Source organism: Streptomyces caniscabiei (genome assembly GCF_014930365.1).
GTDB classification, from domain to species: domain Bacteria; phylum Actinomycetota; class Actinomycetes; order Streptomycetales; family Streptomycetaceae; genus Streptomyces; species Streptomyces caniscabiei.
Genome location: NZ_JABXWI010000003.1, coordinates 469,811 through 496,711 on the forward strand (window position 1 = coordinate 469,811; position 26,901 = coordinate 496,711).

At 72.5% G+C, this 26,901-nt stretch carries 25 protein-coding genes; 14 read left to right on the forward strand and 11 right to left on the reverse strand.

Annotated features, from left to right (window positions below; all coding sequences use genetic code 11):
- Positions 1–57 precede the first annotated feature (57 nt).
- The 5 genes from HW837_RS10315 to HW837_RS10335 all read right to left on the reverse strand — a co-directional run bounded on the left by HW837_RS10315 (position 58) and on the right by HW837_RS10335 (position 5,535).
- Positions 58–1,347: a PucR family transcriptional regulator gene (locus tag HW837_RS10315; protein WP_237270097.1), complete on the reverse strand. Its 1,290-nt coding sequence runs from the start codon at positions 1,345–1,347 to the stop codon at positions 58–60.
- Between the two features lie 105 nt (positions 1,348–1,452).
- Positions 1,453–2,679: a cation:proton antiporter gene (locus HW837_RS10320; protein ID WP_045562038.1), complete on the reverse strand. Its 1,227-nt coding sequence runs from the start codon at positions 2,677–2,679 to the stop codon at positions 1,453–1,455.
- 403 nt (positions 2,680–3,082) lie between these two features.
- Entirely contained in the window at positions 3,083–4,597 is a 1,515-nt protein-coding gene (locus HW837_RS10325) for an SPFH domain-containing protein (protein WP_045562039.1), read from the reverse strand.
- 64 nt (positions 4,598–4,661) lie between these two features.
- On the reverse strand, positions 4,662–5,171 hold the full coding sequence (locus HW837_RS10330) for a hypothetical protein (RefSeq protein WP_060883001.1): 510 nt from the start codon (positions 5,169–5,171) through the stop codon (positions 4,662–4,664).
- A 139-nt stretch (positions 5,172–5,310) separates the two neighbouring features.
- Entirely contained in the window at positions 5,311–5,535 is a 225-nt protein-coding gene (locus HW837_RS10335; protein ID WP_045562041.1) for a heavy-metal-associated domain-containing protein, read from the reverse strand.
- A gap of 212 nt (positions 5,536–5,747) precedes the next feature.
- Between HW837_RS10335 and HW837_RS10340 the strand changes: the two genes are divergently transcribed.
- The 6 genes from HW837_RS10340 to HW837_RS10365 all read left to right on the forward strand — a co-directional run bounded on the left by HW837_RS10340 (position 5,748) and on the right by HW837_RS10365 (position 13,277).
- Positions 5,748–7,556 carry a methylmalonyl-CoA mutase subunit beta gene (locus tag HW837_RS10340; RefSeq protein ID WP_193380619.1) on the forward strand — a complete coding sequence of 603 codons (1,809 nt, stop codon included), beginning with the start codon at positions 5,748–5,750 and terminating at the stop codon, positions 7,554–7,556.
- On the forward strand, positions 7,556–9,754 hold the full coding sequence (gene scpA, locus HW837_RS10345; RefSeq protein ID WP_193380618.1) for a methylmalonyl-CoA mutase: 2,199 nt from the start codon (positions 7,556–7,558) through the stop codon (positions 9,752–9,754). Before HW837_RS10340 ends, scpA begins: the two co-directional genes overlap by 1 nt.
- Complete coding sequence (gene meaB / locus HW837_RS10350; protein ID WP_045562044.1) at positions 9,751–10,746, forward strand: methylmalonyl Co-A mutase-associated GTPase MeaB; 996 nt, start codon at positions 9,751–9,753, stop codon at positions 10,744–10,746. The genes scpA and meaB overlap by 4 nt, the downstream gene beginning before the upstream one ends.
- Before the next feature lie 111 nt (positions 10,747–10,857).
- The gene (locus HW837_RS10355) at positions 10,858–11,403 is read left to right on the forward strand and encodes a hypothetical protein (RefSeq protein WP_093789581.1); all 546 of its coding nucleotides are present in this window, start codon (positions 10,858–10,860) and stop codon (positions 11,401–11,403) included.
- A 207-nt stretch (positions 11,404–11,610) separates the two neighbouring features.
- Entirely contained in the window at positions 11,611–12,279 is a 669-nt protein-coding gene (locus HW837_RS10360) for a class F sortase (RefSeq protein ID WP_177261821.1), read from the forward strand.
- Between the two features lie 176 nt (positions 12,280–12,455).
- On the forward strand, positions 12,456–13,277 hold the full coding sequence (locus HW837_RS10365) for a carbonic anhydrase (RefSeq protein ID WP_193380617.1): 822 nt from the start codon (positions 12,456–12,458) through the stop codon (positions 13,275–13,277).
- Between the two features lie 99 nt (positions 13,278–13,376).
- Here the strand turns inward: HW837_RS10365 and HW837_RS10370 are convergent, their stop codons facing one another.
- Positions 13,377–13,826 carry a DUF6299 family protein gene (locus tag HW837_RS10370; RefSeq protein WP_045562047.1) on the reverse strand — a complete coding sequence of 150 codons (450 nt, stop codon included), beginning with the start codon at positions 13,824–13,826 and terminating at the stop codon, positions 13,377–13,379.
- 278 nt (positions 13,827–14,104) lie between these two features.
- Between HW837_RS10370 and HW837_RS10375 the strand changes: the two genes are divergently transcribed.
- Complete coding sequence (locus tag HW837_RS10375; protein ID WP_045562048.1) at positions 14,105–14,293, forward strand: DUF5999 family protein; 189 nt, start codon at positions 14,105–14,107, stop codon at positions 14,291–14,293.
- Between the two features lie 19 nt (positions 14,294–14,312).
- Here the strand turns inward: HW837_RS10375 and HW837_RS10380 are convergent, their stop codons facing one another.
- Both HW837_RS10380 and HW837_RS10385 read right to left on the reverse strand, forming a co-directional pair.
- Positions 14,313–14,711 (reverse strand): RidA family protein, encoded by a 399-nt coding sequence (locus HW837_RS10380; RefSeq protein ID WP_045562049.1) that lies wholly within the window; start codon positions 14,709–14,711, stop codon positions 14,313–14,315.
- A complete protein-coding gene (locus HW837_RS10385) occupies positions 14,708–15,847 on the reverse strand; it encodes an acyl-CoA dehydrogenase family protein (RefSeq protein ID WP_045562050.1) in 1,140 nt (379 codons plus the stop codon). The genes HW837_RS10380 and HW837_RS10385 overlap by 4 nt, the downstream gene beginning before the upstream one ends.
- A 164-nt stretch (positions 15,848–16,011) precedes the next feature.
- On the opposite strand from HW837_RS10385, the gene HW837_RS10390 reads away from it, so the two are divergent.
- The 6 genes from HW837_RS10390 to cysC all read left to right on the forward strand — a co-directional run bounded on the left by HW837_RS10390 (position 16,012) and on the right by cysC (position 21,714).
- Positions 16,012–17,655 (forward strand): AMP-binding protein, encoded by a 1,644-nt coding sequence (locus HW837_RS10390; protein WP_193380616.1) that lies wholly within the window; start codon positions 16,012–16,014, stop codon positions 17,653–17,655.
- A 15-nt stretch (positions 17,656–17,670) separates the two neighbouring features.
- The gene (locus HW837_RS10395; RefSeq protein WP_093789579.1) at positions 17,671–18,489 is read left to right on the forward strand and encodes a PaaX family transcriptional regulator; all 819 of its coding nucleotides are present in this window, start codon (positions 17,671–17,673) and stop codon (positions 18,487–18,489) included.
- Between the two features lie 84 nt (positions 18,490–18,573).
- Positions 18,574–19,467, forward strand: coding sequence for a sulfotransferase family protein (locus HW837_RS10400; RefSeq protein WP_060887698.1), 894 nt, complete (start codon positions 18,574–18,576; stop codon positions 19,465–19,467).
- Entirely contained in the window at positions 19,464–19,874 is a 411-nt protein-coding gene (locus HW837_RS10405; protein WP_060887699.1) for a hypothetical protein, read from the forward strand. Before HW837_RS10400 ends, HW837_RS10405 begins: the two co-directional genes overlap by 4 nt.
- The gene (locus tag HW837_RS10410; protein ID WP_093789577.1) at positions 19,871–21,115 is read left to right on the forward strand and encodes a glycosyltransferase family 4 protein; all 1,245 of its coding nucleotides are present in this window, start codon (positions 19,871–19,873) and stop codon (positions 21,113–21,115) included. The genes HW837_RS10405 and HW837_RS10410 overlap by 4 nt, the downstream gene beginning before the upstream one ends.
- Complete coding sequence (cysC, locus tag HW837_RS10415; protein WP_060887701.1) at positions 21,112–21,714, forward strand: adenylyl-sulfate kinase; 603 nt, start codon at positions 21,112–21,114, stop codon at positions 21,712–21,714. Before HW837_RS10410 ends, cysC begins: the two co-directional genes overlap by 4 nt.
- On the opposite strand, the gene HW837_RS10420 is transcribed toward cysC, so the two are convergent.
- Both HW837_RS10420 and HW837_RS10425 read right to left on the reverse strand, forming a co-directional pair.
- Positions 21,701–24,034: a bifunctional salicylyl-CoA 5-hydroxylase/oxidoreductase gene (locus tag HW837_RS10420; RefSeq protein WP_193380615.1), complete on the reverse strand. Its 2,334-nt coding sequence runs from the start codon at positions 24,032–24,034 to the stop codon at positions 21,701–21,703. The two genes, cysC and HW837_RS10420, sit on opposite strands and share 14 nt — an antisense overlap.
- A 77-nt stretch (positions 24,035–24,111) precedes the next feature.
- The gene (locus tag HW837_RS10425) at positions 24,112–24,939 is read right to left on the reverse strand and encodes an enoyl-CoA hydratase family protein (RefSeq protein ID WP_045562058.1); all 828 of its coding nucleotides are present in this window, start codon (positions 24,937–24,939) and stop codon (positions 24,112–24,114) included.
- Positions 24,940–25,260: 321 nt separating this feature from the next.
- On the opposite strand from HW837_RS10425, the gene HW837_RS10430 reads away from it, so the two are divergent.
- A complete protein-coding gene (locus HW837_RS10430; RefSeq protein ID WP_045562123.1) occupies positions 25,261–25,713 on the forward strand; it encodes an ATP-binding protein in 453 nt (150 codons plus the stop codon).
- Between the two features lie 113 nt (positions 25,714–25,826).
- Here HW837_RS10430 and argF read toward each other — a convergent pair whose 3' ends face one another.
- Entirely contained in the window at positions 25,827–26,834 is a 1,008-nt protein-coding gene (gene argF, locus HW837_RS10435; protein ID WP_045562059.1) for an ornithine carbamoyltransferase, read from the reverse strand.
- Between the last annotated feature and the right edge of the window lie 67 nt (positions 26,835–26,901).

Below are 26,901 nucleotides of genomic sequence, written 5' to 3' on the forward strand. Positions count from 1 at the left end.
CCGGGCGATTCCGGCGAAGAGGACGGACGGCCACCGCCCTCGGCGGAACGGGCGTCCCTAGGGTGTCGCCTCCGTCGAACTCAGGGGTCTGGCAGGCCAGTCGAGGAGGCGGGCGCCGATCACCGCGGTCTGGAGGGTGTAGCGGTCGACGGGATCGGTCGGGTCGGTGCCGGTGAGGGTGCGGACGCGGGCCAGCCGGTAGGTGAGGGCGCGCACGCTGAGGGAGAGCCGCCGGGCGGTCGAGGCGGCCACGCAGCCGGTGTCGAAGTACGCCGTGAGCGTGTCGAGCAGGGGGCGTGCGCCGCCGCGCGCCTGTTCCAGCGGGCCGAGTGTGCTGCTCACCAGGTCGACGAGGGCCTGCCGGTCCCGGGCCAGTACGGGAAAGACCAGCAGGTCGGAGGCGCGCAGCAGGGGCTCGTCGAGGCCCATCCGCTGGGCCACGTCCAAAGCGTTGAGGGCCTCCTCGTAGCTGTGGCCGATACCGACGGTGCCGGGCCGGGAGCGGCCGATGGCGACCTGGGCGCGGCCGGTGGCGGCGTAGGAGCGCTTGGCGAAGTGGGCGAGGACGTCGTCCTGGTCACCGGGGGCGACGCAGACCATGCGGCCGTCCTTGGTGGTGAACAGGATGCGGCGGTTCTCGAAGCGGGCGAACAGGTCGCTCGCCACCTGCCGGGGCACCGGGTCGGTCTCGTCGTACTTCTCCGGGCCCTCGGCCACGGCGACCGCGTGGGCGCGGGACAGGCGCAGGCCGAACCGCTCGGAGCGGGCGGCGAGTTGGCCCGGGTCGCCGCGGCCGTGCAGAAGGTCGTCGATGAACTCCCGCCGGGCGGCCTCCTCCTTGCGCACCACGAGTCGTTGGGCGCGCTCGTAGCCGTCGGCGAAGGCGTCGACGGCCTGTTCGACCACGGCGAGGACGCGGGCCGGGTCGGCGCCCCGGGGCCAGTTCTCCCGGCCGGCCACGAGGTGCGCCCGCACCAGCGAACGCCAGCCGTGCCCGGCCTCGGCCGCCCGCGCCCCGAGCGCCCGACGCGACTCGATCTCGTCCCGCGTCAGCCGCCGCCCGGTGACGGCTGCCTCCGCGAGGATCCTCTCGAACCCGTCGAGAAAACCGTCGCGCGGTGCAGGGTGGGAGGGGGTGCGGTCGGTTGGAGCGCGGTCGGTCAAGGGGGCGTCGGTCGGGGCGTGGGCGGTCGAAGGCCGGTCGGTCCGGTGGTCCTCCGCGGTCACGTTCCGCCCGTCCGCGCCGCTCCCGCCGCTCACGATGCTCCCCCGTGCGACCACGCCGTCCACGATCTCCCCCGGCTCCCCCATCCGCCCCGGCTCCCCCATCTGCCCCGGCTCCCTCATCTGCCCCGTCTCCCTCGTACGCATCTGTCGTCCGTGCGCCCGCTGTTCATGTCCTCCCCCGTTCGCTCTCCGTCCCGACCAGTGCGCGAGCGCACGCCCGTCCGCTCAGGCGTTCGCGTGCACCGCCTCGGTGGTGGGCTCGGGTTCCGCCGTCGGCGTCTCCCGGGCCGCGACCGCGGTGCGGCGGCGGGTGAGGCGGGTGGCGAGGGGTTCGGTCCAGCGGGCGGTGAGCGGGCCGAGGAGGACCAGGAGGAGCACGTACGCCGTCGCGAGAGGGCCGACGCGGGGCTCGACCCCGACGGCGAGCCCCGCGATGACGATGGAGAACTCGCCCCGCGCGACCAGGGTTCCGCCCGCCCGCCACCGGCCCTTCGCCGAGATCCCGGCCCGGCGCGCGGCCCAGTACCCGGTGGCGATCTTCGTCAGGGTCGTGACGGCGGCCAGCGCGAGGGCGGGGAGGAGGACGGGCGGGATGTCGGCGGGGTCGGTGTGCAGGCCGAAGAAGACGAAGAACACGGCGGCGAAGAGGTCCCGCAGCGGGGTCAGGATGCTGCTGGCCCCCTCGGCGACCTCACCGGACAGCGCGATGCCGACCAGGAACGCCCCCACGGCGGCCGAGACCTGGAGGTGCTGGGCGATCCCGGCGACGACGAGGGTGAGGCCGAGGACGACCAGGAGGAGCATCTCGGCGTTGTCGGAGGAGACCGCCCGGCTGATCAACCGCCCGTGGCGGAGGGCGACATAGAGGACGGCGCCGACCGTGCCCAGGGCGATCAACAGGGTCAGGGTGCCGCCCGCCAGACTCACCCCGGCGAGCAGGGCGGTGAGGATCGGCAGGTAGACGGCCATCGAGAGGTCTTCGAGGACGAGGATGCTCAGCACGACCGGGGTCTCCCGGTTGCCGAGCCGGCGCAGATCGCCGAGGACCTTGGCGATGACGCCGGAGGAGGAGATCCAGGTGACGCCGGCCAGGGCGACCGCGGCGACCGGGCCCCAGCCGAGCAGCAGCGCCATCACGGCGCCAGGGATGGCGTTGAGGACGAAGTCGACCGCGCCGGAGGGGTATTGGGACTTGAGGTTGGTGACGAGTTCGGAGGCGCTGTACTCCAGACCGAGCAGGAGCAGCAACAGGATGACGCCTATCTCTGCGCCGGTGGCGACGAACTCCTCGCTGGCCTGAAGGGGGAGGATGCCGCCGTGGCCGAAGGCGAGCCCGGCGAGCAGGTAGAGGGGTATGGGTGAGAAGCCCACCCGTCCGGCGAGGCGGCCCAGCATGCCCAGGGCGAGGATGATCGCCCCGAGTTCGATGAGCATGGCTGTGGTGTGATGCACGGGCGTCTGTCCTCCGTTGACGAGTGCGGTGACGGCGTCTGTGCCTGAAGGGAGTTCGGCCGCGCGCACGGGTGCGAGGGCACGCAGGGCATGCCGGGCAGACCCCTCCGCGAAGGGCGGAGGGGGGCGTCAGTACGCGGGGTGTTCGCTCGGACCCGCGGCGCGGCCGGTATCGGGAACGGCGTCGCGAGCGGCGTTCACGACGCGCACGCGGATGACTCGACCCATGTCACGCCTCCCCCACACGCCGTCGGCGTATCACCGACCACCACTCGAACGAATGAGCAAATAAACGCTCAACAGAGCGTTGGGGCTCGGTAAAGGAGTCTAGCGCACACCGAAAAGGTAAAATCACACAATCGGTAAAGCGCTGCCCATTTCCCTTTGCCCCAGGCTCATTCCGTCACTCGCCGATCTCCACCTTGCCGTTGTCACCGGCCCGCACCGCCGCCTTGTCCCGCGTGATGCCTTTCAGCAGCTCCGCGAGGTCGACCCCCGTGGTGGAGCCGAGGAGTTCGAGCCCCTGGGCGACGTTGTCGGCGACCGCGCGCGGGATGCGGGCGGCGCCGTCGGTGGAGATGACCGTCATCTTGTCCACCGCCGCGAGCGGTTCGGACGCCTTGGCGACGACCTGCGGCAGCACCTCGACGAGCATCTGCAGGACCGCCGCGTCGCCGTACCGCCCGAACGCGTCGGCCTTCTGCCGCATCGCCTCCGCCTCGGCCGCGCCCTTCGCGCCGATCGCCGCCGCCTCCGCCTCGCCCTCCAGCCGGACCGCCTCCGCGATCGCCGCCCGCCGCGCCCGCTCGGACTCGCCCTGCCGGAGACCCTCGACGGCCTCGGCCTCGGCCAGCGCGGTACGCCGCTGCTTCTCGCCCTCACCGGTCAGCCGGGCCCGCTCGGCCTCCGCCTGCGCCCCCGCGATCTCGGCCAGCCGCTCGGCCTCGGCCTGCTTGACCCGGGCCACCCGCCGCGCCTCGGCCTCCTGTTCGGCCGCGTACCGCTGGGCGTCGGCGGGCTTGCGGACCTCCGTGTCGAGCTGACGGTCCTTCAACGCGGCCTGCCGCTCGGCCACCTTCTCCTGCTGGGTGAGGATGTCCTGCTGCCGGGCGGCCTCGGCGAGCGGACCCGCCGCGTTCGCCTGCGCCGCCGCCGAGTCAGTCTCGGCCTTGATCTCGGCCTGCTTCAGGTAGAACGTCCGCTGGGCGACCGCGATCTCCTCCTCGGCCTTCAGCCGGGCCTGCTCGGCGGCGCGCCGGGCGACCGCCTCGGCGATGTCCGCCTCCTGCTTGGCCCTCGCGGCCTCCGGACGGCCGAGGTCCTCCAGATAGGAGCCCTCGGTGGTGATGTCCTGGATCTGGAACGCGTCCAGCACCAGGCCCTGCCCGGAAAGGCTGGCCTCCGCCTCCTCGGCGACCTGGCCGGCGAACGCGGCCCGGTCACGGATGACGTCCTCCACCGACATCCGGCCGACGATGGCCCGCAGCGCGCCCGACAGCACCTCCTGGGTGAAGCCGACGATGCCGTCCTGCTGCATCAGGAACCGCTGGGCGGCGGCCCGGATCGAGTCCTCGGTGCCGCCGACCTTGACGATGGCGACCCCTTCGAGGTGCGCCTTGATCCCGCGCAGCGTGACCGCGCCGCGCACCGCCACCGGGATGTGCCGCGACGACAGGTCCAGGGTGAACCGCTGCTGCACGAACGGCACGACGAACACCCCGCCGCCGACCACGACCTTCTGCCCGCTGTTGTCGGTGAACACCCGCCCGGTCTCCGGATCGGTGGCCTCCTTGCCGCGCCGGCCGGTGACGATGAACGCCTCGCTGGGACCCGCCACCTTGTAGCGGGTGACCAGGACGAGAGCCAGCAGCACCAGGAGCACGACGACTCCCACCACCGCCAAGAACACAGCACTCATGACAAATACCCCCGAATCACACAAGAAAGAATGAAAGGAACGCAACGCCCTGCGGAGGAGCCGCTCAGCGGTCCACAGGGCGCACCACGACCGACGTGGCGCTCGGCGCCGCCTCCACCCACACCTCGGCGCCCCGGGCCACCGGCACCGCGCTGCGCGCGGCGAGTTTCACCGGCTGCCCGGCGAGCCGCAGCAGCACCTCGCCGAAGCCGTCCGCCGGAATGTCGGTCACCACACTTCCCGCGGTGCCCACCAGGTCGGACCCCCGGGGCGTGACCGCCGTCCGATCGCTCATCAGGGCCCGCCCGAAGCGGTACGTCAGCCAGGCCGTGCCGGCCCCGAGGACCGCACCGCACCCGCCGGCGAGAACGGGCCCCGCGTCGAGCAGTTCGGTCGCGAGGACGCCTCCGAAACCGGTCGCCGCCAGGAACCCGGCGACGACCGGCAACGACAGCCATCCCTCCAGGGCACCGGCCGGGCCGCCGTCGAACGCGCCCTCCAGCACCCCGTCGAGGACCAGCGACAGGACGAGCAGCACGACCCCCGTGATGCCGAGTCCGAAGAACCAGGCCATACGCGCCGTCCCCCTTTCCCGCCCCGCCGCCGGTCTCCGGCTTGACGAGATCCTCACATGGGCGGCCGGGCCGGTTCATTGCCGTGTTCCGGCAATGTTCCCGTGCCTTTCCTTGCTGCCACGAAAGGTGCGCGGCGGCTCAGGCGGCGGCCTGCCGGACGACCTCCGCGACCTCGTAGCCCGCCTCGACGATCGCCGCGCGCACGGCCGCGTCGTCGGCCGTCTCCCCGCGCACGGTCACCAGGCCGGCCCGCACGTCGACGTCGACCTCGGTGACACCGGGCACCGCGACGACCTCCTCGGTGACGCTCGCGGCACAGTGGCCACAGCTCATGCCGGAGACGGTGAAGTACTTCTCGGCCATGGGACGCTCCTGTCCTCGGTCGGCCCGGTGACTGTGCCGTGGGGGCGCCCGGGCCGCGTGGCACGAGGTACGGCGGACCACCCCCCGACGTTCATCCTCGGCCCGTAAGTGACCGGCAGGTAACCCGCCCGATTTCAAGGTCACCCCAGGGAGGGCAAGGTCACAGCCGTGCCCCCTGCTGCTCCTTTGCGCCTCTGGCCTAGCATCCGAGCATGACGGTCCTGCCTGACGACGGGCTTGAGCTGGCCGCCGAGTTCCCTGACGCAACCCACGAGCAGTGGCAGCGCCTCGTTGCGGGCGTGCTGCGCAAGTCGGGCAAGGACGTCGAGGGCGCTCAGGCCGAGGAAGCCCTGTCCACCGCGCTGGAGGACGGGCTGCGCACCCGTCCTCTCTACACCGCGCACGACACCGCGCCGCCCTCCGGCCACCCCGGCTTCGCGCCCTTCGTACGAGGAGGGCGGGCCGCCGGCACCTCCGTCGGCGGCTGGGACGTACGCCAGCGGCACACGGTGGCGGACGGCGCAGCCGTGCTCGCGGACCTGGAGAACGGCGTCACCTCCCTGTGGCTGGTGCTCGGCGAGGCCGGCCTCCCGGTGGCGTCGCTCGGCTCGGTCCTCGACGGTGTGTACCTCGACCTCGCGCCCGTCGTGCTGGACGCGGGCGCCGAAGTGGAGTCCGCCGCCGGTGAGTTGCTGCGGCTGTACGCCGAGCGCGGAGTCGCCAAGGTGGCGGCGCGCGGCAACCTGGGCGCGGACCCCCTCGGCCACGAGGCCCGCACCGGACAGGGCTACGACCTCGCCCCCGTCGTCGACCTCGCGCGACAGTGCGCCGAGGAGTACCCGGGCCTTCGGGCCCTGACCGTGGACGCCCTGCCGTACCACGAGGCCGGCGGCTCGGCGGCGCAGGAGCTGGGCGCCTCCCTGGCGACCGGTGTCGCGTACCTGCGGGAGCTGACCTCGGCCGGGCTGAGCGTCGAACAGGCCTGCGGCCAGCTGGAGTTCCGGTACGCGGCCACCGCCGACCAGTTCCTGACGATCGCCAAGCTTCGCGCCGCGCGCCGGCTCTGGGCCCGGGTCGCCGAGGTGTGCGGGGCGCCCGCCGCCGGGGCGCAGACGCAGCACGCGGTGACCTCGGCGGTGATGATGACGCGCCGCGACCCGTGGGTGAACATGCTGCGCACGACCATCGCCACGCTGGCCGCCGGCGCGGGCGGCGCCGACTCCGTCACGGTCCTGCCGTTCGACCACGCGCTGGGCCTGCCGGACGCGTTCGCGCGGCGCATCGCCCGCAACACCTCCACGATCCTGATCGAGGAGTCCCACCTCGCCCGGGTGATCGACCCGGCGGGCGGCTCCTGGTACGTGGAGCGCCTCACCGACGAACTCGCCCACGCGGGCTGGGAGTTCTTCCAGCGGATCGAGCGACTCGGCGGCCAGGCGGCCGCGTTGCGCTCGGGTGACCTGGGCCGCGACCTCGCCGACACCTGGGAGGCCCGCACCGGCAGGCTCGCCAAGCGCCGCGAACCCATCACCGGGGTCAGCGAGTTCCCGCACCTGGCGGAGAAGCCGGTCGTCCGCGCACCCGCGCCCGAGCCGCCGTCCGGCGGTCTCCCCCGCGTCACCCGCGACGAGACGTACGAGGCACTGCGCGCCCGCTCGGACGCCCACCTCGCCGCGACGGGCTCCCGCCCCCGGATCCACCTGGCCGCCCTCGGCCCGGCCGCCGCCCACACCGCCCGGCTCACCTTCGCCGCCAACCTCTTCCAGGCGGGCGGCATCGAGCCCGTCACCGGGGGCACCTTCGAGGAGAGCGGCGCCACCGAGGCGTGCCTGTGCTCCAGCGACGCCCTGTACGAGGAGCGGGCCGCGACCGAGGCGGCCGGGCTGAAGGCCGCCGGCGCCTCGCACGTGTTCCTCGCCGGCCGCCCCGGGCAGTACGCCGACGTCGACGGTTTCGTCTTCGCGGGCTGTGACGCCGTGGCCGTCCTGACCGCCACCCTCGACCGCATGGGAGTGTCCTGATGACCACCCCTTCCGGCCCCTCCAACCCCTCCGTCCCCGACTTCTCCGGGATCGAGCTGGGTACCCCGTCCGTCGACGGCGGCGCCGACGAGTGGCGTACGGCGGTCGAGAAGGCGGCCGGCGGCGAGCCGCTGTGGGAGACCCCGGAGGGCATCGGGGTCAAGCCGCTCTACACCGGCCAGGACCTGGAGGGCCTGGACTTCCTGGGCACCTACCCGGGCATGGCCCCGTATCTGCGCGGCCCGTACCCGACGATGTACGTCAACCAGCCCTGGACGATCCGCCAGTACGCGGGCTTCTCCACCGCGGAGGAGTCCAACGCCTTCTACCGCCGCAATCTGGCTGCCGGTCAGAAGGGCCTGTCCGTCGCCTTCGACCTGCCCACCCACCGGGGCTACGACAGCGACCACCCGCGCGTGACCGGTGACGTCGGCATGGCGGGCGTGGCGATCGACTCGATCCTCGACATGCGCCAGCTCTTCGACGGCATCCCGCTGGACAAGATGACCGTGTCGATGACGATGAACGGCGCCGTGCTGCCCGTGCTCGCGCTCTACATCGTGGCGGCCGAGGAGCAGGGGGTGCCGGCCGAGAAGCTGGCGGGGACCATCCAGAACGACATCCTCAAGGAGTTCATGGTCCGCAACACCTACATCTATCCGCCGAAGCCGTCGATGCGGATCATCTCCGACATCTTCGCCTTCACCTCGCAGAAGATGCCCCGCTACAACTCCATCTCCATCTCCGGCTACCACATCCAGGAGGCCGGCGCGACGGCCGACCTGGAGCTGGCGTACACGCTCGCGGACGGCGTCGAGTACATCCGGGCGGGCCGGGAGGCGGGCCTGGACGTGGACGCGTTCGCGCCCCGGCTGTCGTTCTTCTGGGCGATCGGCATGAACTTCTTCATGGAGGTCGCCAAGCTCCGCGCGGCCCGCCTGCTCTGGGCCAAACTGGTGAAGCAGTTCGACCCGCAGAACGCCAAGTCGCTCTCCCTGCGCACCCATTCACAGACCTCGGGCTGGTCGCTGACCGCGCAGGACGTCTTCAACAACGTCACCCGCACCTGTGTGGAGGCGATGGCGGCCACCCAGGGCCACACCCAGTCGCTGCACACCAACGCCCTCGACGAGGCGCTGGCGCTGCCGACCGACTTCTCCGCCCGCATCGCCCGCAACACCCAGCTCCTCATCCAGCAGGAGTCCGGCACCACCCGCGTCATCGACCCGTGGGGCGGCAGCGCCTACGTGGAGAAGCTGACGTACGACCTCGCCCGCCGCGCCTGGCAGCACATCCAGGAGGTCGAGCAGGCGGGCGGCATGGCCAGGGCCATCGACGCGGGCATCCCCAAGCTGCGCATCGAGGAGGCCGCGGCCCGCACCCAGGCCCGCATCGACTCCGGGCGGCAGCCGGTCATCGGCGTCAACAAGTACCGCGTGGAGAACGACGAGCAGATCGACGTGCTCAAGGTCGACAACTCCTCCGTGCGGACCCAGCAGATCGAGAAGCTGCGCCGGCTGCGCGCGGAGCGCGACGAGCGGGCCTGCCAGGACGCCCTGGACGCGCTGACCCGGGCGGCCGGCGGCGAGGGCAACCTGCTGGAGCTGGCCGTGCGCGCGGCCCGCGCCAAGGCCACGGTCGGCGAGATCTCCGACGCCCTGGAGAAGGTGTACGGCCGGCACGCGAGCCAGATCCGTACGATCTCCGGCGTGTACCGCAACGAGGCAGGGGAGTCCGAGAACGTGGAGCGTACCCGGAGCCTGGTGGACGCCTTCGCCGAGGCCGAGGGCCGCCGGCCGCGCATCCTGGTCGCCAAGATGGGCCAGGACGGCCACGACCGGGGCCAGAAGGTGATCGCGACCGCCTTCGCCGACCTCGGCTTCGACGTCGACGTCGGCCCGCTGTTCCAGACCCCGGCCGAGGTGGCCCGTCAGGCCGTCGAGGCGGACGTCCACATCGTCGGGGTGTCCTCCCTGGCCGCCGGGCATCTCACCCTCGTACCGGCGCTGAAGGAGGCCCTCGCCGAGGAGGGGCGTGAGGACATCATGATCGTGGTCGGCGGGGTGATCCCGCCCCAGGACGTGCCCACCCTCCTGGAGATGGGCGCCGCGGCCGTGTTCCCGCCCGGCACGGTCATCCCGGACGCGGCGTACGACCTGGTGCGGCGGCTGGGGGCCGACCTCGGGCTCGACCTGTGATCGATGTCGACGCCTACGCCAAGGGCGTGCTCGACGGGAAGCGGGCGATCGTCGCCCGTGCCATCACCCTCGTCGAGTCCACCCGACCCCAGCACCGGGTGCTGGCGCAGGAGCTGCTGACGGCGCTGCTGCCGCACAGCGGCCGGGCCCGGCGGATCGGGGTCAGCGGGGTGCCGGGCGTGGGCAAGTCCACGTTCATCGACGCGTTCGGCACGATGCTGACCTCGCTCGGGCACCGGGTGGCGGTGCTGGCGGTGGACCCGTCGTCGAGCCGTACGGGCGGCTCGATCCTCGGCGACAAGACCCGGATGGAGCGGCTGGCCGTCGACCCGGCGGCCTTCGTCCGCCCCTCCCCCACGGCCGGCACGCTCGGCGGGGTCGCCAAGGCCACCCGTGAGTCGATCGTGGTGATGGAGGCGGCCGGCTACGACGTGGTGCTGGTGGAGACCGTCGGCGTCGGCCAGTCCGAGACGGCCGTCGCGAACATGGTCGACTCCTTCCTCCTCCTCACCCTCGCCCGCACCGGCGACCAGCTCCAGGGCATCAAGAAGGGCGTCCTGGAGCTGGCGGACGTACTCGCCGTGAACAAGGCGGACGGCCCGCACGAGCGCGACGCCCGTACGGCGGCACGGGAGCTGTCGGGGGCGCTGCGGCTGATGCACGGGAAGGACGCGGTCTGGACGCCGCCGGTGCTGAGCTGCAGCGCCCGCGAGTCGACCGGCCTGGACACCGTCTGGGAGCGCCTGGAGCAGCACCGCACGCTCCTGGACTCCACCGGCCGCCTCGCCGCCAAGCGACGGGAGCAGCAGATCGACTGGACCTGGTCGATGGTCCGCGACGAGCTCCTCGGCCGGCTCCGCACCCATCCCGGTGTCCGCTCCCTCGCGCCCGGCCTCGAACAGCGCGTCAGGGACGGCGAGTTGACGGCGACACTGGCCGCCGAGCGGATCCTGGAGGCGTTCGGGGAGGGGTCCGCCGGTTCACCCGGCTGAGCGCCCTGAGTGGTGGCGGCGTGCGATCCGGCTGACGGTGGATCACGTCGGAGTCGGGTCAAGTCAGCTGACGAAGCACCAGCTGCCCGGCTGCGGCGGAAGGACCATCAGATGCGTTCTGCCCGCATGCTGCTCGTCACCGGGGCGGCGGCCGCCGCCCTCGCCGTCACCGCTCCCGGCGCCTACGCCGACGGTGACGAGTGGGAGCACAAGGACAATGGCTACAGCAAGGAACACGGCAAGGACAGCAGCCACGACGGCCCGCACGGCGGGGTTCACACGGGTGGCGGTGCGCTGACCGCTCCGGCCGACACGGGGCAGTGGGACTCCGAGCGGGCGGGCAAGCCCGGCGCCGGGGGCTACGACAAGGAGGAGTCCACCAAGGAGTCCTGGAACGGCGACCACGCCAAGGACTCGTGGAAGGGCGGCAACGACAAGGAGTCCTGGAAGGACGAGCACGAGAAGGGCTCCTGGAAGGACAACGAGGAGGCGGGAGCCTGGAAGGGCGACCACGACAAGCCGCACGGCGGGATGCACACCGGTGGCGGCGCGCTCGCCTCGCCGGCGGTGACCGCGGGCGGGATGGCGGTCCTCGCGGTGGCCGGTACGGGCATGTACGCCCTGCGCCGCAGGAAGACCGCCGGAAGCGTGGCCTGAGCCCATGCCGGGCGCGATACCTGGCGCGATAGCGAGCCGCGGCCGCCACACCGTGTGTCGTGTGGCGGCCCGGCCGGCGTCCCGGAGCGTGCCCTGTCCCCGGCCGGCGTGCCGAAGCGTGTCCCCGTCGGCGTGCCGGTGTGCGGCCCTCGCCCGCCCGGCCTCCCGTCTGTTCGTTCTGCTGCCGTACCTGTGAGGTGGTTCTTGATGGCAGCCCACCCTGCTCCCCCCGGCGCCCGCGTCAATCTGACGGTGCTGAGCGCCGTGGTCCTGCTGATCCTGGCGGTGAGCCTGTTCGGCGGCGAGGACTCCTCGTCCGACACCTCCCGCCCGCCGAACGCCCGGCACGCCCCGCAGGCCGCGCCCGCCTCCCCCGCCGAGGAGGCCGCGCCCGTCGAACGGCCGGCGGACCGGCGGCAACGGGCGCCCGGGGCCAGGCCGGTCCGTCTGCTCATCCCCGAGATCCAGGTGAGCGCCCCCTTCGTCCCCCTCTCCGTCGGCCGCAACGGGCAGCTCGACGCCCCGCCCGCCGACGACGTGAACCTCGTCGGCTGGCACGCCGAGGGCGCCGTCCCCGGGGAGACGGGCACCGCGATCATCGCCGGGCACGTCGACACGGCGACCTCGCCGGCTGTCTTCGCGGGGCTCGGCGAACTGGAGAAGGGCGATGTCTTCCACGTGGTCCGCTCCGACCGGACCAGGGTCTCCTTCGTGGTCGACGCCCTGGAGACGTTCGAGAAGGACGACTTCCCCGACGAGCGCGTGTACGCCGACGCCGACCGGCCCGAGGTACGGCTGATCACCTGCGCGGGCGACTACGACCGCAAGGTCATGGACTACACGGAGAACCTGGTGGTCTTCGCGCACCGGACCTGAGACCGGACGACCGGCCCCCTCCCGCGCCGTAGGCGAACAACAAGAGACGAGCTGTCCAAAAACCCGTCCCGAAGTGGCCAAGAGCGATTCAAGGGACGGCCATGATTGATCAACGCACGTCCATGATTGCGCAACTTGAACGTTTGAGCGTTTAGACCGGACGTACGTTCCTGCCCGTGAACTCTGACGCAACACCCCACAGAGGCGACGGCGCCGAGGCGACCGCCACCGGCGCGGACGCCCCGATATCCCACGCCAAGCCGCGCGGCCGACGCTCACTCCTGCGCGCCGCGCTGGCCGGTACCGCCGTCGTCGGCGGCGGCCTCGCGGTCGGCGCCTTCCCGGCCGACGCCGAGCCCGTGTCCCGCTCCACCCGCGCCACCCCCGGGCACTCCACCCCCACCCGGACCCGCCCGGCCACGGCGGACGAGGCGCTGAAGGAACTGTCGAAGGGCAACCGCCGCTGGCGGACCTTCCACGAGCAGCACCCCGACGAGGACTACGCCGTACGCAAGGCCCTGACGACCGGTCAGCAGCCCTTCGCGCTCGTCCTCGGCTGCATCGACTCCCGCGTCCCCCCGGAGCTGGTCTTCGACCAGGGCCTCGGCGACCTGATGACCGTCCGCAGCGCGGGCGAGGTACTGGACCGGTCCGTGCTCGGCAGCGTCAAGTACGGTGTCCTGGAACTGAAGATCCCGCTGGTCATGGTGCTCGGTCACCAGTCCTGCGGCGCCGTGAAGGCGGCCGTCGCGGTGGACGAGAGCGGTGAGGAACTGCCGAGCGGCATCCAGTACATCGCGGACGAGATCGCTCCGGCCATCGACCACAGCGTGACCGGCGACGCCCGGGTCGCGGCGACCATCGACGCGAACGTCCGGCTCGTCCGCTCCAAGCTCAAGGCGGACCCCGACATCGCCGCCAAGCTGAAGGCCGGCGAGGTGGCCGTCGTCGGCGCCCGCTACGACCTGACGACCCAGCGGGTACATCTGCTCAAGTAGCGGATCCTGGCAGGGAGAAGGCGGCTCCGGTGGACCACCCACCACCGGGGCCGCCTTCGCGTCGCCGGGCCGTCGAACGGGCCGCGTCCGGGCGGGTGCTCAGCCCTCGACGAGGGTGATGTCCTGCTGGCGCACGGCGTGGAACCTGGGCAGCGGCAGGCCGCCGCCGGACAGCTCCGTGACGGTGGCCTCCACCCGGGCGGGGCCGGGCCGGTAGCGGCCCGGGTCGGCCTTGTCGGTGTTGGTCCAGGGGTGTTCGGCGCCGTCGCACACCGCCGAGGTGCCGCCGACCCCCTTGCGGACCTTGCTCTCGCCCTGCTGGAGCGAGGACGAGACGAAGACGGGACCGTTGCCGCCGAGACAGCGGTAGGTGCCGGACAGGGTGAGGGTGCCGTCCGGGGCGACGAGGCCGGTGGGGTCGACGGTCACCGTCTCGAACGGCTCGATCGTGGCGCCGGCGGACGGGGCGGCGGCGAGCGCCAGCAGCGCGGCGCCGACGGCCGCGCCGAGCAGCCGGGGTACGCGCGCGAGGGCCGGGGACGAGGGCATGGGGGTACCTCCTTGACGGGGTTCCAGCGGGGTTCCAGAGGTACCGGCCGACCCCTTCCGATCGTGTGATCATCACCCTTCTGTAGGCGCGCCGTTCCGCCGTCCTCACCACCGCGCGCGAGCCGCGCGGACGGGGCTATGTCCGCGTCCTGTCACGGCACGTCCGGGTGCTGTCACGTCTCGCGCGCGGGTGTGGCGATGAGTCGCGGGCGCGGGCATGGTCTGTAGTGCGAGGCGGTGACGCACCGCCGGCACTCACCACGACGTGGAGGCGCGCCATGTGTTCACACCAGCCCCTGTGCCCCTCGGCCGACAGCACCGACCGCGCCACCGCGCACATCGTCGCCTTCCACCCCGAGCAGGGCTGGAACCTGCTGTGCGACGGGGCGATCGTCTTCGACGACACCGGTGAGATCCTGCCCGACGGCAGCATCGTCGCACCGAGCCGGCTCGCGGTCGCGGCCTGACACCTTCCGCGCACCGGGGCTACGGCAGGACCGCGAATCCGTCCAGCTCCACCAGCGCCCGCTCGTCCCAGAGCCGTACGACGCCGACGACCGCCATGGCGGGGTAGTCGCGGCCCGCCAACCTCCGCCAGATCCCGCCCAGTCGGGGAGCGTGGCGCCGGTAGTCGGCGACATCCGTCGCGTAGACCGTGACCCGGGCGAGGTCGGCCGGCGCACCGCCGGCGGCCTCCAGTGCGGCCAGCAGATTGGCCAGGGCCCGCTCGAACTGCTCGTCCAGTGTCTCCCCCATGACCTTGCCGTCCGCGTCGAGCGCGGTCTGACCCGCCAGGAAGACGACCCGGCTCCCGGTGGCGACGACAGCGTGGGAGAAGCCCGTGGGCGGCGACAACCCGGCCGGGTTCACCCGCTCGACGCTCATGACGGCCTCCCCTCCGGCACGGTCCGCCGGTACGACTCCTTGGCGATGAGCGTCCGTTGCACCTCGCTCGCCCCCTCGTAGATGCGGGGCGCCCGCACCTCCCGGTAGAGGTGTTCGAGCAGATGGCCGCGGCGCAGCGCCCGTGCCCCGTGCAGCTGGACGGCCGCGTCGACGACGTACTGCGCGGTCTCCGTGGCCAGCAGCTTCGCCATCGCGGCCCGTCGTGGCACGTCCGGGTCCCCCGCGTCGTACGCCGTCGCCGCCGCGTAGACCATGAGCCGGGCCGCCTCCGTGCGCAGCGCCATCTCGGCGACCTGGTGGGAGACGGCCTGGAGGTCTCGCAGCTTGCCGCCGAACGCGTCCCGTCGGGCGGTGTGCGCGAGGGTGGCGTCCAGGGCGGCCTCGGCCATGCCGACGGCGAAGGCGCCGACGCTCGGCCGGAAGAGGTTGAGGGTGGCCATGGCGACCCGGAAGCCCTGGTCGGGTGTGCCGAGGACGTCGTCGGCGGTGACGGGCACGGCGTCGAGGGCGAGGGCGCCGATGGGGTGCGGCGAGAGCATGTCGAGGGCCGTGCCGGTCAGGCCGGGGCGGTCGGCCGGGAGCAGGAAGGCGGTCACCCCGCGGGAGCCGGCGTCCGGGGTGGTGCGGGCGAAGACGGTGTAGAAGTCGGCCTCGGGGGCGTTGGAGATCCAGCACTTCTCGCCGGTGAGCCGCCAGCGGCCGGGGCCGTCGGGTTCCGCGCGCAGAGAGAGGGCGGCCGCGTCCGAGCCGGCGCCCGGCTCGCTGAGCGCGAAGGCCGCGACCGCGTCGCCGTCGCCGACCCGGGGGAGCCAACGGGCCCGCTGCGCCTCGGTGCCGTGGGTGTGCACCGGGTGGGCGCCCAGCCCCTGGAGGGCCAGTGCCGTCTCGGCCTCGGTGCAGACGTAGGCCAGGGACTCGCGCATCAGACAGAGGTCGAGCGCGCCCGAGGTGAACAGCCGGGTGAGCAGCCCCAGTCGGCCGAGCTCGGCGACGAGGGGGCGGTTGACGTGGCCGGGCTCGCCCTTGTCGGCCAGGGGGCGCAGGCGTTCGGCGGCCAGCGCGCGCAGCTCCGCGCACCAGGCGAGTCGTTCCGGTTCGAGCGAGAATGCGGTCATTGCCCGTCCCTTCTCCCCCAGGGGGCCACTGCCGAGGTTATCGCGAACTGTTGACTGCCGTCACCAAGGCGATACGCTCGCTGATGCGAGCCCACCCACGCCGGGCCGGTCCGGCACTCCGTGCGAGCCCACTTCGGCAGGGACCACAGCAGGGGGCGAACGTCATGAACTCCAGGTTCACCGCTCATGTCGACACCTTCGCCCGGGACTGTCTCCCGCCGCCGGACCAGTGGCCGGAGCTGACGTTCGACCTCCCCGAGCTGTGCTATCCGGACCGGCTGAACGCCGCCGCCGAGCTGCTCGACGGCGGTGGGTCCGGGCGGCCCGCGTTCCGCGCGCCCGGCGGGGAGACCTGGACCTACGGCGAACTCCGGGCCCGTGTCGACCGGATCGCGCACGCCCTCACGTCCGCCCTCGGGGTGGTGCCCGGCAACCGGGTCCTGCTGCGCGGGCCCAGCACGCCCCTGCTGGCCGCGTGCTGGCTGGCGGTGCTCAAGGCGGGGGCGGTCGCGGTGACGGTCCTGGCGCAGCAGCGGCCGCGGGAGCTGGCGACCGTCTGCGAACTGGCGCGGGTCTCGTTCGCGCTGTGCGACCTGCGGTACGTCGACGACCTCGTGAAGGCGGACGTCCCGGGGCTGATGATCGCCACCTTCGGCGGGGACGGGCCCGACGATCTGTTCGGTCTGCCGTCGGCGGACGGGGCACGCGGTCCCTTCGAGGCGGTGGACACGGCTGCCGACGACGTGGCGCTGATCGCGTTCACCTCCGGGACGACCGGGCGCCCCAAGGGCTGTGTGCACTTCCACCGGGATCTGCTGGCGGTCGCGGACACCTTCTCCCGGCATGTGCTGCGGCCCCGGGCGGACGACGTGTTCACGGGCTCTCCCCCGCTCGGCTTCACGTTCGGCCTCGGCGGTCTCGTCCTCTTCCCGATGCGGGCCGGCGCCAGCGCCCTGCTGCTCGAACAGGCGGGCCCGAGGCAGTTGCTGCCGGCGATCGCCGAGCACGGGGTGTCGGTGCTGTTCACCGCGCCGACCGCCTACCGGGCGATGCTGGCCGAGCTGAACGGGTCGGCCGCTCCGGAAGCGGCGGGCGGGTCGAACCCGTACGACATCTCGTCGCTCAGGCGGTGTGTGTCGGCGGGCGAGAACCTGCCGGAGGCCACCTGGCGGGCCTGGCACGAGCGGACCGGGCTGCGGATCATCAACGGCATCGGCGCGACCGAGCTGCTGCACATCTTCATCTCGGCGGCCGACGACGCCGTACGGCCGGGGACGACCGGCGTGCCCGTGCCGGGCTGGCGGGCGCGGGTGCAGGACGATGAGGGCAGGCCGGTGCCCGACGGGCGGCAGGGGCTGCTCGCGGTGCGCGGCCCGGTCGGGTGCCGCTATCTGGCGGACGAGCGGCAGCGGGAGTACGTGCGCGACGGCTGGAACGTCACGGGCGACACCTATGTCCGTGAGCCGGACGGGTACTTCCGCTATGTCGCGCGCGCCGACGACATGATCATCTCGGCCGGGTACAACATCGCGGGCCCCGAGGTCGAGGAGGCGCTGATGCGCCATCCGGACGTGGTGGAGACGGCGGTGGTGGGGCGGCCGGACGAGGCGCGCGGCCAGGTCGTCGTCGCCTACGTGGTGGTCGCGGCGGGCGCGCGCCGGGACGGCGAGGCGCTGCGCGCGTTCCTGCAGGCGCGGCTGGCGCCGTACAAATGTCCGCGCGCATTCGTGTTCCTGGACGCGCTGCCGCGCACGGCGACCGGCAAACTCCAGAGGTTCCGGCTGCGCACCCTAGGTGACCAGCAGTGATACCGAAGACCTAAAATGATCAACGTGTCCGAACAGCACGCACCACGTTCGCTCATCGTCACCTTCTACGGCGCCTACGGCCGGTCGGTGCCGGGCCCCGTGCCCGTCTCCGAGCTGATCCGGCTGCTCGCCGCGGTCGGTGTCGACGCGCCCTCCGTCCGCTCCTCGGTGTCCCGGCTGAAGCGGCGCGGCCTGCTCCTGCCGGCCCGCGCCGCGACGGGGGCGGCCGGGTACGCCCTGTCGGAGGACGCGCGCCAGCTCCTAAAGGACGGCGACCGGCGGATCTACGCGACGGCGCCCGAGCGGGACGAGGGCTGGGTGCTGGCCGTGTTCTCGGTGCCGGAGTCGGAGCGGCAGAAGCGGCACGTGCTGCGCTCCCGGCTGGCCGGCCTGGGCTTCGGCACGGCGGCGCCGGGCGTGTGGATCGCGCCGGCCCGGCTGTACGAGGAGACCCGGCACACCCTGACCCGGCTGCGGCTCGACCCGTACGTGGACCTGTTCCGGGGCGAGCACCTGGGGTTCGCGGCGACCGCCGAGGCGGTGGCGCGCTGGTGGGACCTGGCCGGGATCGCCAAGCAGCACGAGGCGTTCCTCGACCGGCACGCGCCCGTGCTGCACGACTGGGAGCGGCGCGGGGAGACCCGGCCGGAGGAGGCGTACCGCGACTATCTGCTGGCCCTGGACTCCTGGCGCCAACTGCCGTACGTCGACCCGGGACTGCCGGCCGAACTGCTGCCCGCCGACTGGCCGGGGGTGCGTTCGGCGGCCGTGTTCCGGGCACTGCACACGCGGCTGAGGGACGCGGGAGCCGCGTTCGTGGACGCCGGAACGTAAGACCCCGCGACGGATCCGCCCGCTCAGGGAACCCTCAGCTTCCTGCTTCGTTCTTCCCAGAATCTTTACCTACCATCCTGACGCATGAGCCTCATGCGCACCCTGAACCGTGCCCTCACCGCCACCACCGGTCTGCACGTACGCAGAGCCGCCCCGGTCGTGCCCGCGCCCGGGGTCACGGCGCCGAAGCAGGCCGCGAGGAAGCCCACGGCGGTGTACCGATGTCCGGCTCCCGAGGACCTCGCCACGGACCGGCTGCTCAGGCGGCCGGTCTTCATCATGTCGCCCGTGCGCTCGGGCTCCACCCTGCTGCGGATGCTCCTGAACGCGCACTCGCGGCTGCACTCCCCGCACGAACTGCACATACGTCGTCTGGAGGTCGGCTACGGCAGCAAGCTCTCCCGGAAGGCGATGAGCGCGCTCGACCTGGAGCGCGGTGACCTGGAGCATCTGCTGTGGGACCGGGTCATGCACCGCGAACTGGTCAGGTCCGGCAAGGACTTCATCGTAGAGAAGACCCCGAGCAACGCCTTCGTGTACGAGCGCATCCGGGACTGCTGGCCGGACGCCCGCTTCGTCTTCCTGCTGCGCCACCCGGTCTCCATCGCCCGGTCCTGGCACGAGGGCGACCCCGGCAGGCGCACCTACGACGAGGCCGCCGCCGACGCGCTGCGCTACATGAGGGCCGTCGAGAAGGCGCGCGAGGGCACCACCGGCGGGTACACCGTGCGCTACGAGGACCTCACCGCCGACGCCGAGAAGGAACTGCGGGGGCTGTGCGCGTACCTCGGCGTCGACTTCGAACCGGCCATGCTCGACTACGGCGCGAAGGACGACGCCCAGGTCGTCAAGGGCCTCGGCGACTGGCGGGACAAGATCAGGACCGGTCGGGTGCAGGCCGGGCGGGCGCTGCCCGGCGACGACGAGATCCCCGGCCCGCTCCGGCCGATGTGCCGGGCGTGGGGTTACGGCGCATGAGGCCGCACGCCGAGATAGCCGAGGTCTGGCCGCGCGACGGACACATCAGACTCCTCGGACGCATCCACGGGGTCCCGGCGGGCGGGACCTGGCGGCTCGTCCTCACCCGCCGCGCGCACACCGGCCGGACGCTGCGCTACGACACCGCCGTCGAGGGCGACCGTTTCGAGACCGGGCTGCCCGTCGGCGACCTCGCCGCCGCCGACTACGCGTCCGTCGAGGAGTGGGACGTCCACCTGAGCGACGGCGAGGTCGAACTGCGCGCCGGGAGGCACCTCGACGACGTGCGGGGCAAGAAGAGGATCTTCGTGTACCCGGAACAGCGCGTGGGGGACCTCCGGGTGCGGCCCTACTACACGATCAAGGACAACCTGTCCCTGGAGTGCCGTACGAAAGGCTCCGCATGACCGACCGCCGACCTCTCCCGGAGCGTCCCCGCGTCCGCTATCTGCTGCTGCACGCGTACGGCCGGGGCGGGACCATCCGCACGGTGATGAACCAGGCCAACTCCCTGGTGGCGGCGGGCTGGACCGTGGAGATCGTCAGTGCCCTGCGCCGCCGCGACGACATCCAGTTCCCGCTCGACCCCCGGGTGCGGGTCTCCACCGTCGTCGACCTGCGCGAGGGCGCCCACACCCCGCCGACCGGGCTGCTCGCCCGCCTGCGCGACCGCAGGCGCGGCGGACAGCTGGAGAGACCCGCCCGGCACATCCCCGAGGGCGAGTTCGGCTACCGCTACTTCAACCGGTACGTGGAGGACCGACTCATCGCGTATCTGCGGTCGTTGACCGACGGCGTCCTCGTCACCACCCGCCCCGCGCTGAACTTCCTGGCCGCGGAGCACGCCACCGGCGGTGTGGTCCGGGTCGCCCAGGAACACATGAACCTCGGCAGCCACAAGCAGGACGTGCGGCGGCGCATCCAGGAGACCTACCCGCGCTTCGCCGCGGTCGCCGTGCTGACCGAACGCGACCGCGACGAGTACGCCGAACTGCTGCCAGGGACCCGGGTCGTCCGCATCCCCAATGCCGTGCACTCCCTGGACCAGGTGCCCGCGGACCCCAGGTCGAAGATCGCGGTGGCGGCCGGCCGGCTCTTCCCGCAGAAGGGCTTCGACCTGCTGATCCCGGCCTGGGCCAAGCTCGTCGAGACATACCCCGACTGGCGCTTGAGGATCTACGGCAGCGGCGAGAAGAAGTCGGAACTGCGCCGCCTCATAGAGGAACACCATCTCTACAATCACGTCTTCCTCATGGGACACACCGACCGCCTGGACGACGAACTCGCCAAGGCCTCCTTCTATGTGCTCAGTTCGCGCTTCGAGGGACTGCCGATGGTGATGATCGAGGCGATGAGCCACGCTCTGCCCGTGGTGAGCTTCGACTGTCCGACCGGCCCCGCCGACGTACTGACGCACGGCGTGGACGGGCTGCTCGTCGCGCCCGAGGACCCCGACGCGCTCGCCGACGCCATGGCCAGGCTGATGGCCGACGAGGTGCTGCGCGCCGACATGGGGGTGGCCGCGGTCCTCACGGCCGCCTCCTACGGCCCGGACTCCGTCCACCACCGCTGGGAGTCCCTCTTCACCTCCCTCCACGAGCAACGGCACGGCGTCACGGCCGGTGCCGCGAAAGGAACCCGCGCATGACGACCTCGTCCAGGGCCTCCCGGGCCCAGGGAGCCACGGTCTGGCTCACCGGACTGCCGAGTGCGGGCAAGACGACGGTCGCCCGCGTGCTCGCCGGCCGGCTGCGGTCCGAGGGGCACCGGGTGGAGGTCCTCGACGGTGACGAGGTCCGCCGCTTCCTCTCCGCCGGCCTCGGCTTCTCCCGCGCGGACCGCGACACCAACGTGCAGCGCATCGGCCTGGTCGCCGAGGTCCTCGCCCGCAACGGGGTGCTGGCGCTGGTGCCGGTCATCGCGCCGTACGCCGACAGCCGGGAGGCCGTCCGCAAGCGTCACGACGTGAGCGGCACGCCGTACTTCGAGGTGCATGTCGCCACCCCCGTCGAGGTGTGCAGCCGCCGCGACGTCAAGGGGCTGTACGCCCGGCAGGCCGCGGGCCGCCTCAAGGGCCTGACCGGCGTCGACGACCCCTACGAGCCGCCGGTCGCCCCCGCGCTCCAGCTCCCCACGCAGGACCAGACCCCCGACGAGTCGGCCGCGGCCGTGTACGCGATGCTGGCGGAGCGGGGCCTCGTCGGACCGGCACCCCGGGTCACGCCCAGTACACCTAGGACAAGGTGAGGCGGGGTCTGGGGGCGTCGGTGCGGCCCGTGTTGGGGCGGCGGCTGCCGGCCCGGTAGGGGGCGGGCCAGGGCGCGCCCGGTCCCTCGTAGCCCTGTTCGGCGGCGGCGTGGAGGGTCCAGTGGGGGTCGTAGAGGTGGGGCCGGGCCAGGGCGCAGAGGTCGGTGCGGCCCGCCAGGAGCAGGGAGTTGACGTCGTCCCAGGAGGAGATGGCGCCCACGGCGATCACCGGTACCCCCACCTCGTGCCGGATGCGGTCGGCGTACGGGGTCTGGTACGAGCGGCCGTACTCGGGGTGCTCGTCGGCGACGACCTGTCCCGTCGAGACGTCGATCGCGTCGGCGCCGTGCGCGGCGAAGGCACGGGCGATCGCGACGGCGTCCTCGGCGGTGGTGCCCCCGTCCGCCCAGTCGGTCGCGGAGATACGGACGGTCATGGGCCGCTCCTCCGGCCACACCGCCCGTACGGCGTCGAAGACTTCGAGCGGGAAGCGGAGCCGGTGTTCGAGCGGGCCGCCGTAGCGGTCGGTGCGGCGGTTCGTCAGCGGTGAGAGGAAGCCGGAGAGCAAGTAGCCGTGGGCGCAGTGGAGTTCGAGGAGGTCGAACCCGCTGCGGGCGGCCCTGAGCGCGGCCGAGGCGAACTGCTCGCGGATGTCGGTGAGTTGGGCGCGGGAGAGCGCGCGCGGTGTCTGGCTGCCCGGCTTGTACGGCAGCGGGGAGGCCGCTGCCAAGGGCCAGTTGCCGGTGTCCAGCGGCTCGTCGATGCCCTCCCACATCAGCTTGGTCGAGCCCTTGCGGCCGGAGTGCCCCAGCTGCACGCCGACGGCCGTGCCCGGTGCGTGCCGGTGCACGAAGCTCACCGTGCGGCGCCAGGCGTCGGCCTGCCGGGCGTTCCAGAGTCCGGCGCAGCCCGGGGTGATCCGCCCCTCGGGGCTGACGCACACCATCTCGGTCATCACCAGCCCGGCGCCGCCGAGGGCCCGGGCGCCCAGATGGACGAGGTGGAAGTCGCCGGGGACACCGTCGGTCGCCGAGTACATGTCCATCGGGGAGACCACGACCCGGTTGCGCAGGGTCAGCCCGCGCAGCCGGAAGGGGGTGAACATCGGGGGTGTGCCGGGCGGGCAGCCGAACTCCCGCTCCACCGCGCCGGTGAAGTGCGCGTCGCGCAGGCGGAGGTTGTCGTGGGTGACACGGCGGCTGCGGGTGAGGAGGTTGAAGGCGAACTGCCGCGAGGGCTGGTCGAGATGGAGCCCGATGTTCTCGAACCACTCCAGACTGGCCCGCGCGGCACGCTGGGTGGAGGCGACCACCGGGCGCCGCTCCTCCTCGTACGCCCTCAACGCCCTTTCCTGGTCGGGCTGTTCCTCCAGACACGCGACCAGCGCCAGCGCGTCCTCCACGGCCAGCTTGGTGCCGGAGCCGATGGAGAAGTGCGCGGTGTGCGCGGCGTCACCGAGCAGGACCAGGTTGCCGTGCGACCAGCGCTCGTTGACGACCGTGCGGAAGGTCGTCCAGGTGGAGTTGTTGGAGCGCAGCGGCCGGCCGCCGAGCGCGTCGGCGAAGAGTTTCGCGCACCGTTCGACCGACTCGCGCTCGTCGGCCCGGTCCAGCCCGGCGGCCCGCCACACCTCCTCGCGCATCTCCACGATGACGGTGGAGGCGTCCGGCGCATACGGGTAGCCGTGCAGTTGCGCCACGCCGTGCTCGGTCTCGGCGATCTCGAAACGGAACGCCTCGAAGGCGAAGTCGGCGGCGAGCCAGATGTAGCGGCAGCGGTGCGTCTCGACGGTCGGCCGGAACACCTGCGCGTACGCCTCGCGCGTCGCGCTGTGCACCCCGTCCGCCGCGATGACCAGGTCGTACGTCTCGCAGAGCCAGGAGGGGTACGGGGCCTCGGTGCCGAAGCGGAGGTCCACGCCGAGGGCGCGGCAGCGGTCGTGCAGGATGCGGAGGAGGGTGCGGCGGCCGAGGGCGGCGAAGCCGTGTCCTCCGGAGGTGTGGCGGGTGCCTCGGTGGACGATGTCGATGGCGTCCCAGCGGGTGAAGTGGGCTTGCAGGGCCTCGTGGACGGTCGGGTCGGCGTGTTCTATGCCGCCGAGGGTCTCGTCGGAGAGGACTACGCCGAAGCCGAAGGTGTCGTTCGGGGGGTTGCGTTCCCAGACGGTGATCTCGCGGGTGGGGTTCAGGCGTTTCAGCAACGCTGCGGCGTAGAGGCCGGCTGGGCCGCCGCCGATGATCGCTATTCGGGTGGGGTGGGTGGGGTGCGTTGGCGGCTGCGGGTGGGTGGGGGCTGGTCGCGCCCCGCGGCGGAGCCGCATATCGACACTGCCCCGCGCCCCTGAGGGGGCTGGGGTCGGTATCGCAGGCGAGGTCTGCATGCCGGAGGGGGGTCGCATCAGTGGCCCTGCCACTTCGGGGGGCGTTTTTCTGTGAACGCCGCGTGGAATTCCCGGTAGTCCTCGCCGGTCATCAGGAGGGCCTGGGTCGACGCGTCGAGTTCCACGGCGGCCGACAGGGGCATGTCCAGCTCGGCCGTCAGCAGGGCCTTCGTCTGGGCGTGGGCCAGGGCCGGGCCCTCGGCCAGGCGGCGGGCCAGGGTGTGCGCGGCCTCGTCGGCGCTGCCCTCGTCGGTGAGCTGGCTGACGAGACCGATGCGCTCGGCCTCGGCGGCACGGACGGGGTCGCCGAGCATGAGGAGGCGGGTCGCGTGGCCGAGGCCGACGACGCGGGGCAGGAGGTAGGCGGCGCCCATGTCACCACCGGAGAGGCCCACGCGGGTGAAGAGGAAGGAGAAGCGAGCGGTGGGGTCGGCCACCCGGAAGTCGGCGGCCAGAGCGAGGACCGCGCCGGCGCCCGCCGCCACACCGTGCACGGCGGCGATCACGGGGAAGGGGCATTCGCGGACGGCGCGTACGACCTGTCCGGTCATCCGGTTGAAGTCGAGCAGCTGAGCGGTGTCCATGGCGAGCGTGGCGCCGATGATCTCGTCGACGTCCCCGCCGGAGCAGAAACCGCGGCCGGCGCCGGCCAGCACCAGGGCCCGTACGGATCTCTCCCGGGAGAGCTCGGCGAGCAGGTCGCGCAGGTCGGCGTAGGCGCCGAAGGTGAGGGCGTTCAGCTTCTCGGGGCGGGCGAGGGTGACGGTGGCGACGCCGTCGGTGATCTCGCACCGCAGATGCCGCCAGTCGGAGGTGCGGGCGGCGGAGCCGGTGAAGGGACTCATTCGGGAGGCCTCCTCGGGGGCTGCCGCGGTGCCGCGGCTCCTTCCCCACCTCCCGAAGTTATCACCGTTATCTGACTGTCGTCACGAGTGCGCGATAGGCCGATCGGGCCAGGGAGCCGAGGGCGGGCGGGGCTCCGTGACTCGGTCACGGACGTTCGACAAGGCGGTAACGACGGGCTCGGCCGGGCGCGGCGGGGCGTTGGCGTGGGTAGACCGCCGTCAACGGGGCCGACGGTCCCCCGCGGCGCCCGCCGAGCGGTTTCGCCGGTCCGCGCCGTACCATTCATCACGTTGAAAGCAGGACGAGCCATGACCTGCTCCATGAACGGATCCGCCGCCTTGCACGAACCCTCCACTCCCGCCTCCTGGCGCATCGCGCTGCCGCACACCGCCGCGGCCGTGCCCGTGGCCCGCGCGTTGGTGCGGACGGCGCTGACCGAGCTGGAGCACGGGGCGGACTGCGACACGGCGGAGCTGCTCACGGCGGAGCTGGTCGCGAACGCGATCGAGCACGCCGCCGGGGAGGGTCCGATAGAGCTGGTCGTCGAGCTGGTGCCGAGTGGCTGCAAGGTCGAGGTCCACGACCCCGACCCCGCTCCCCCGGGCGACCTCACCACCCCGGGACACCTCGACCCCGACCCCTGGCAGGAGCACGGCCGCGGTCTGCTGCTGATCCGCGCACTCAGCTCGGCCTGCGGCCACCGCCCCACGGATTCGGGCAAGGCGGTGTGGTTCCGGCTGCCGACGGTGCCGCCGCAGCGCCGCCACCCGTAGCCGTCAGCCGTCAGCCGTCAGGGCGTGGCGTCAGCCCGTGGCCGTCGGCCGTCAGCGCGTGGCCGTGAGCCGTCAGCCGGTGGCCGTCGGCCCGGCGTCGCCCGGCAGCGGCCTCAGGCCAGGGTCGCCACCAGGACGGCCTTGATGGTGTGCAGCCGGTTCTCCGCCTCGTCGAAGACGACGGAGTGCGCCGACTCGAACACCTCGTCCGTGACCTCCAGCGAGTCCAGTCCGTGCAGCTCGTGGATCTCGCGCCCGACCTTGGTGCCGAGGTCGTGGAAGGCCGGCAGGCAGTGCAGGAACTTGACGTCCGCGTTGCCGGTGGCCCGCAGGACGTCCATGGTCACGGCGTACGGGGAGAGCGCGCCGATGCGCTCGTCCCAGACCTCCTTCGGCTCGCCCATGGAGACCCAGACGTCGGTGGCGACGAAGTCGGCGCCCTCGACCCCGTCGTGGATGTGCTCGGTGAGGGTGATCCGCGCGCCGCTGATCTCGGCGAGCTTGCGGGCGTGGGTGACGACGTCCTCGGCCGGCCAGTAGGCCTGCGGGGCGACGATCCGGACGTCCATGCCGAGCAGGGCCCCGGTGACCAGGTAGGAGTTGCCCATGTTGAAGCGGGCGTCGCCGAGGTAGGCGAGGACCATCCCGTCGAGCGGCTTGTCGCTGTGCTCGGTCATGGTCATCACGTCGGCCAGCATCTGGGTGGGGTGCCAGTCGTCGGTGAGCCCGTTGTAGACCGGTACCCCGGCGTGGGCCGCCAGCTCCTCGACGTTCGCCTGGCTGTCGCCCCGGTACTCGATCGCGTCGAACATCCGGCCGAGCACCCGTGCGGTGTCCTTGACCGACTCCTTGTGACCCATCTGCGAGCCGGACGGGTCCAGGTACACGGTCCGGGCACCCTGGTCGGCCGCGGCGACCTCGAACGCGCAGCGGGTGCGCGTCGAGGTCTTCTCGAAGATGAGCGCGATGTTCCTGCCCCGCAGGTGCTGGGTCTCCGTCCCGGCCTTCTTGGCCGCCTTCAGCTCCACGGCCAGCTCGATCAGCCCGCGGAACTCCTCCGCGGTGAAGTCCAGCTCCTTGAGGAAGTGGCGCCCGGCGAGGGCGTGGGGAACGGTCGCCATGGGGCGCTCCTGGGTCGACGGGACAGGGTCAGCGATAGGAAGACTGGAAGTCTATACGATGTTCCAC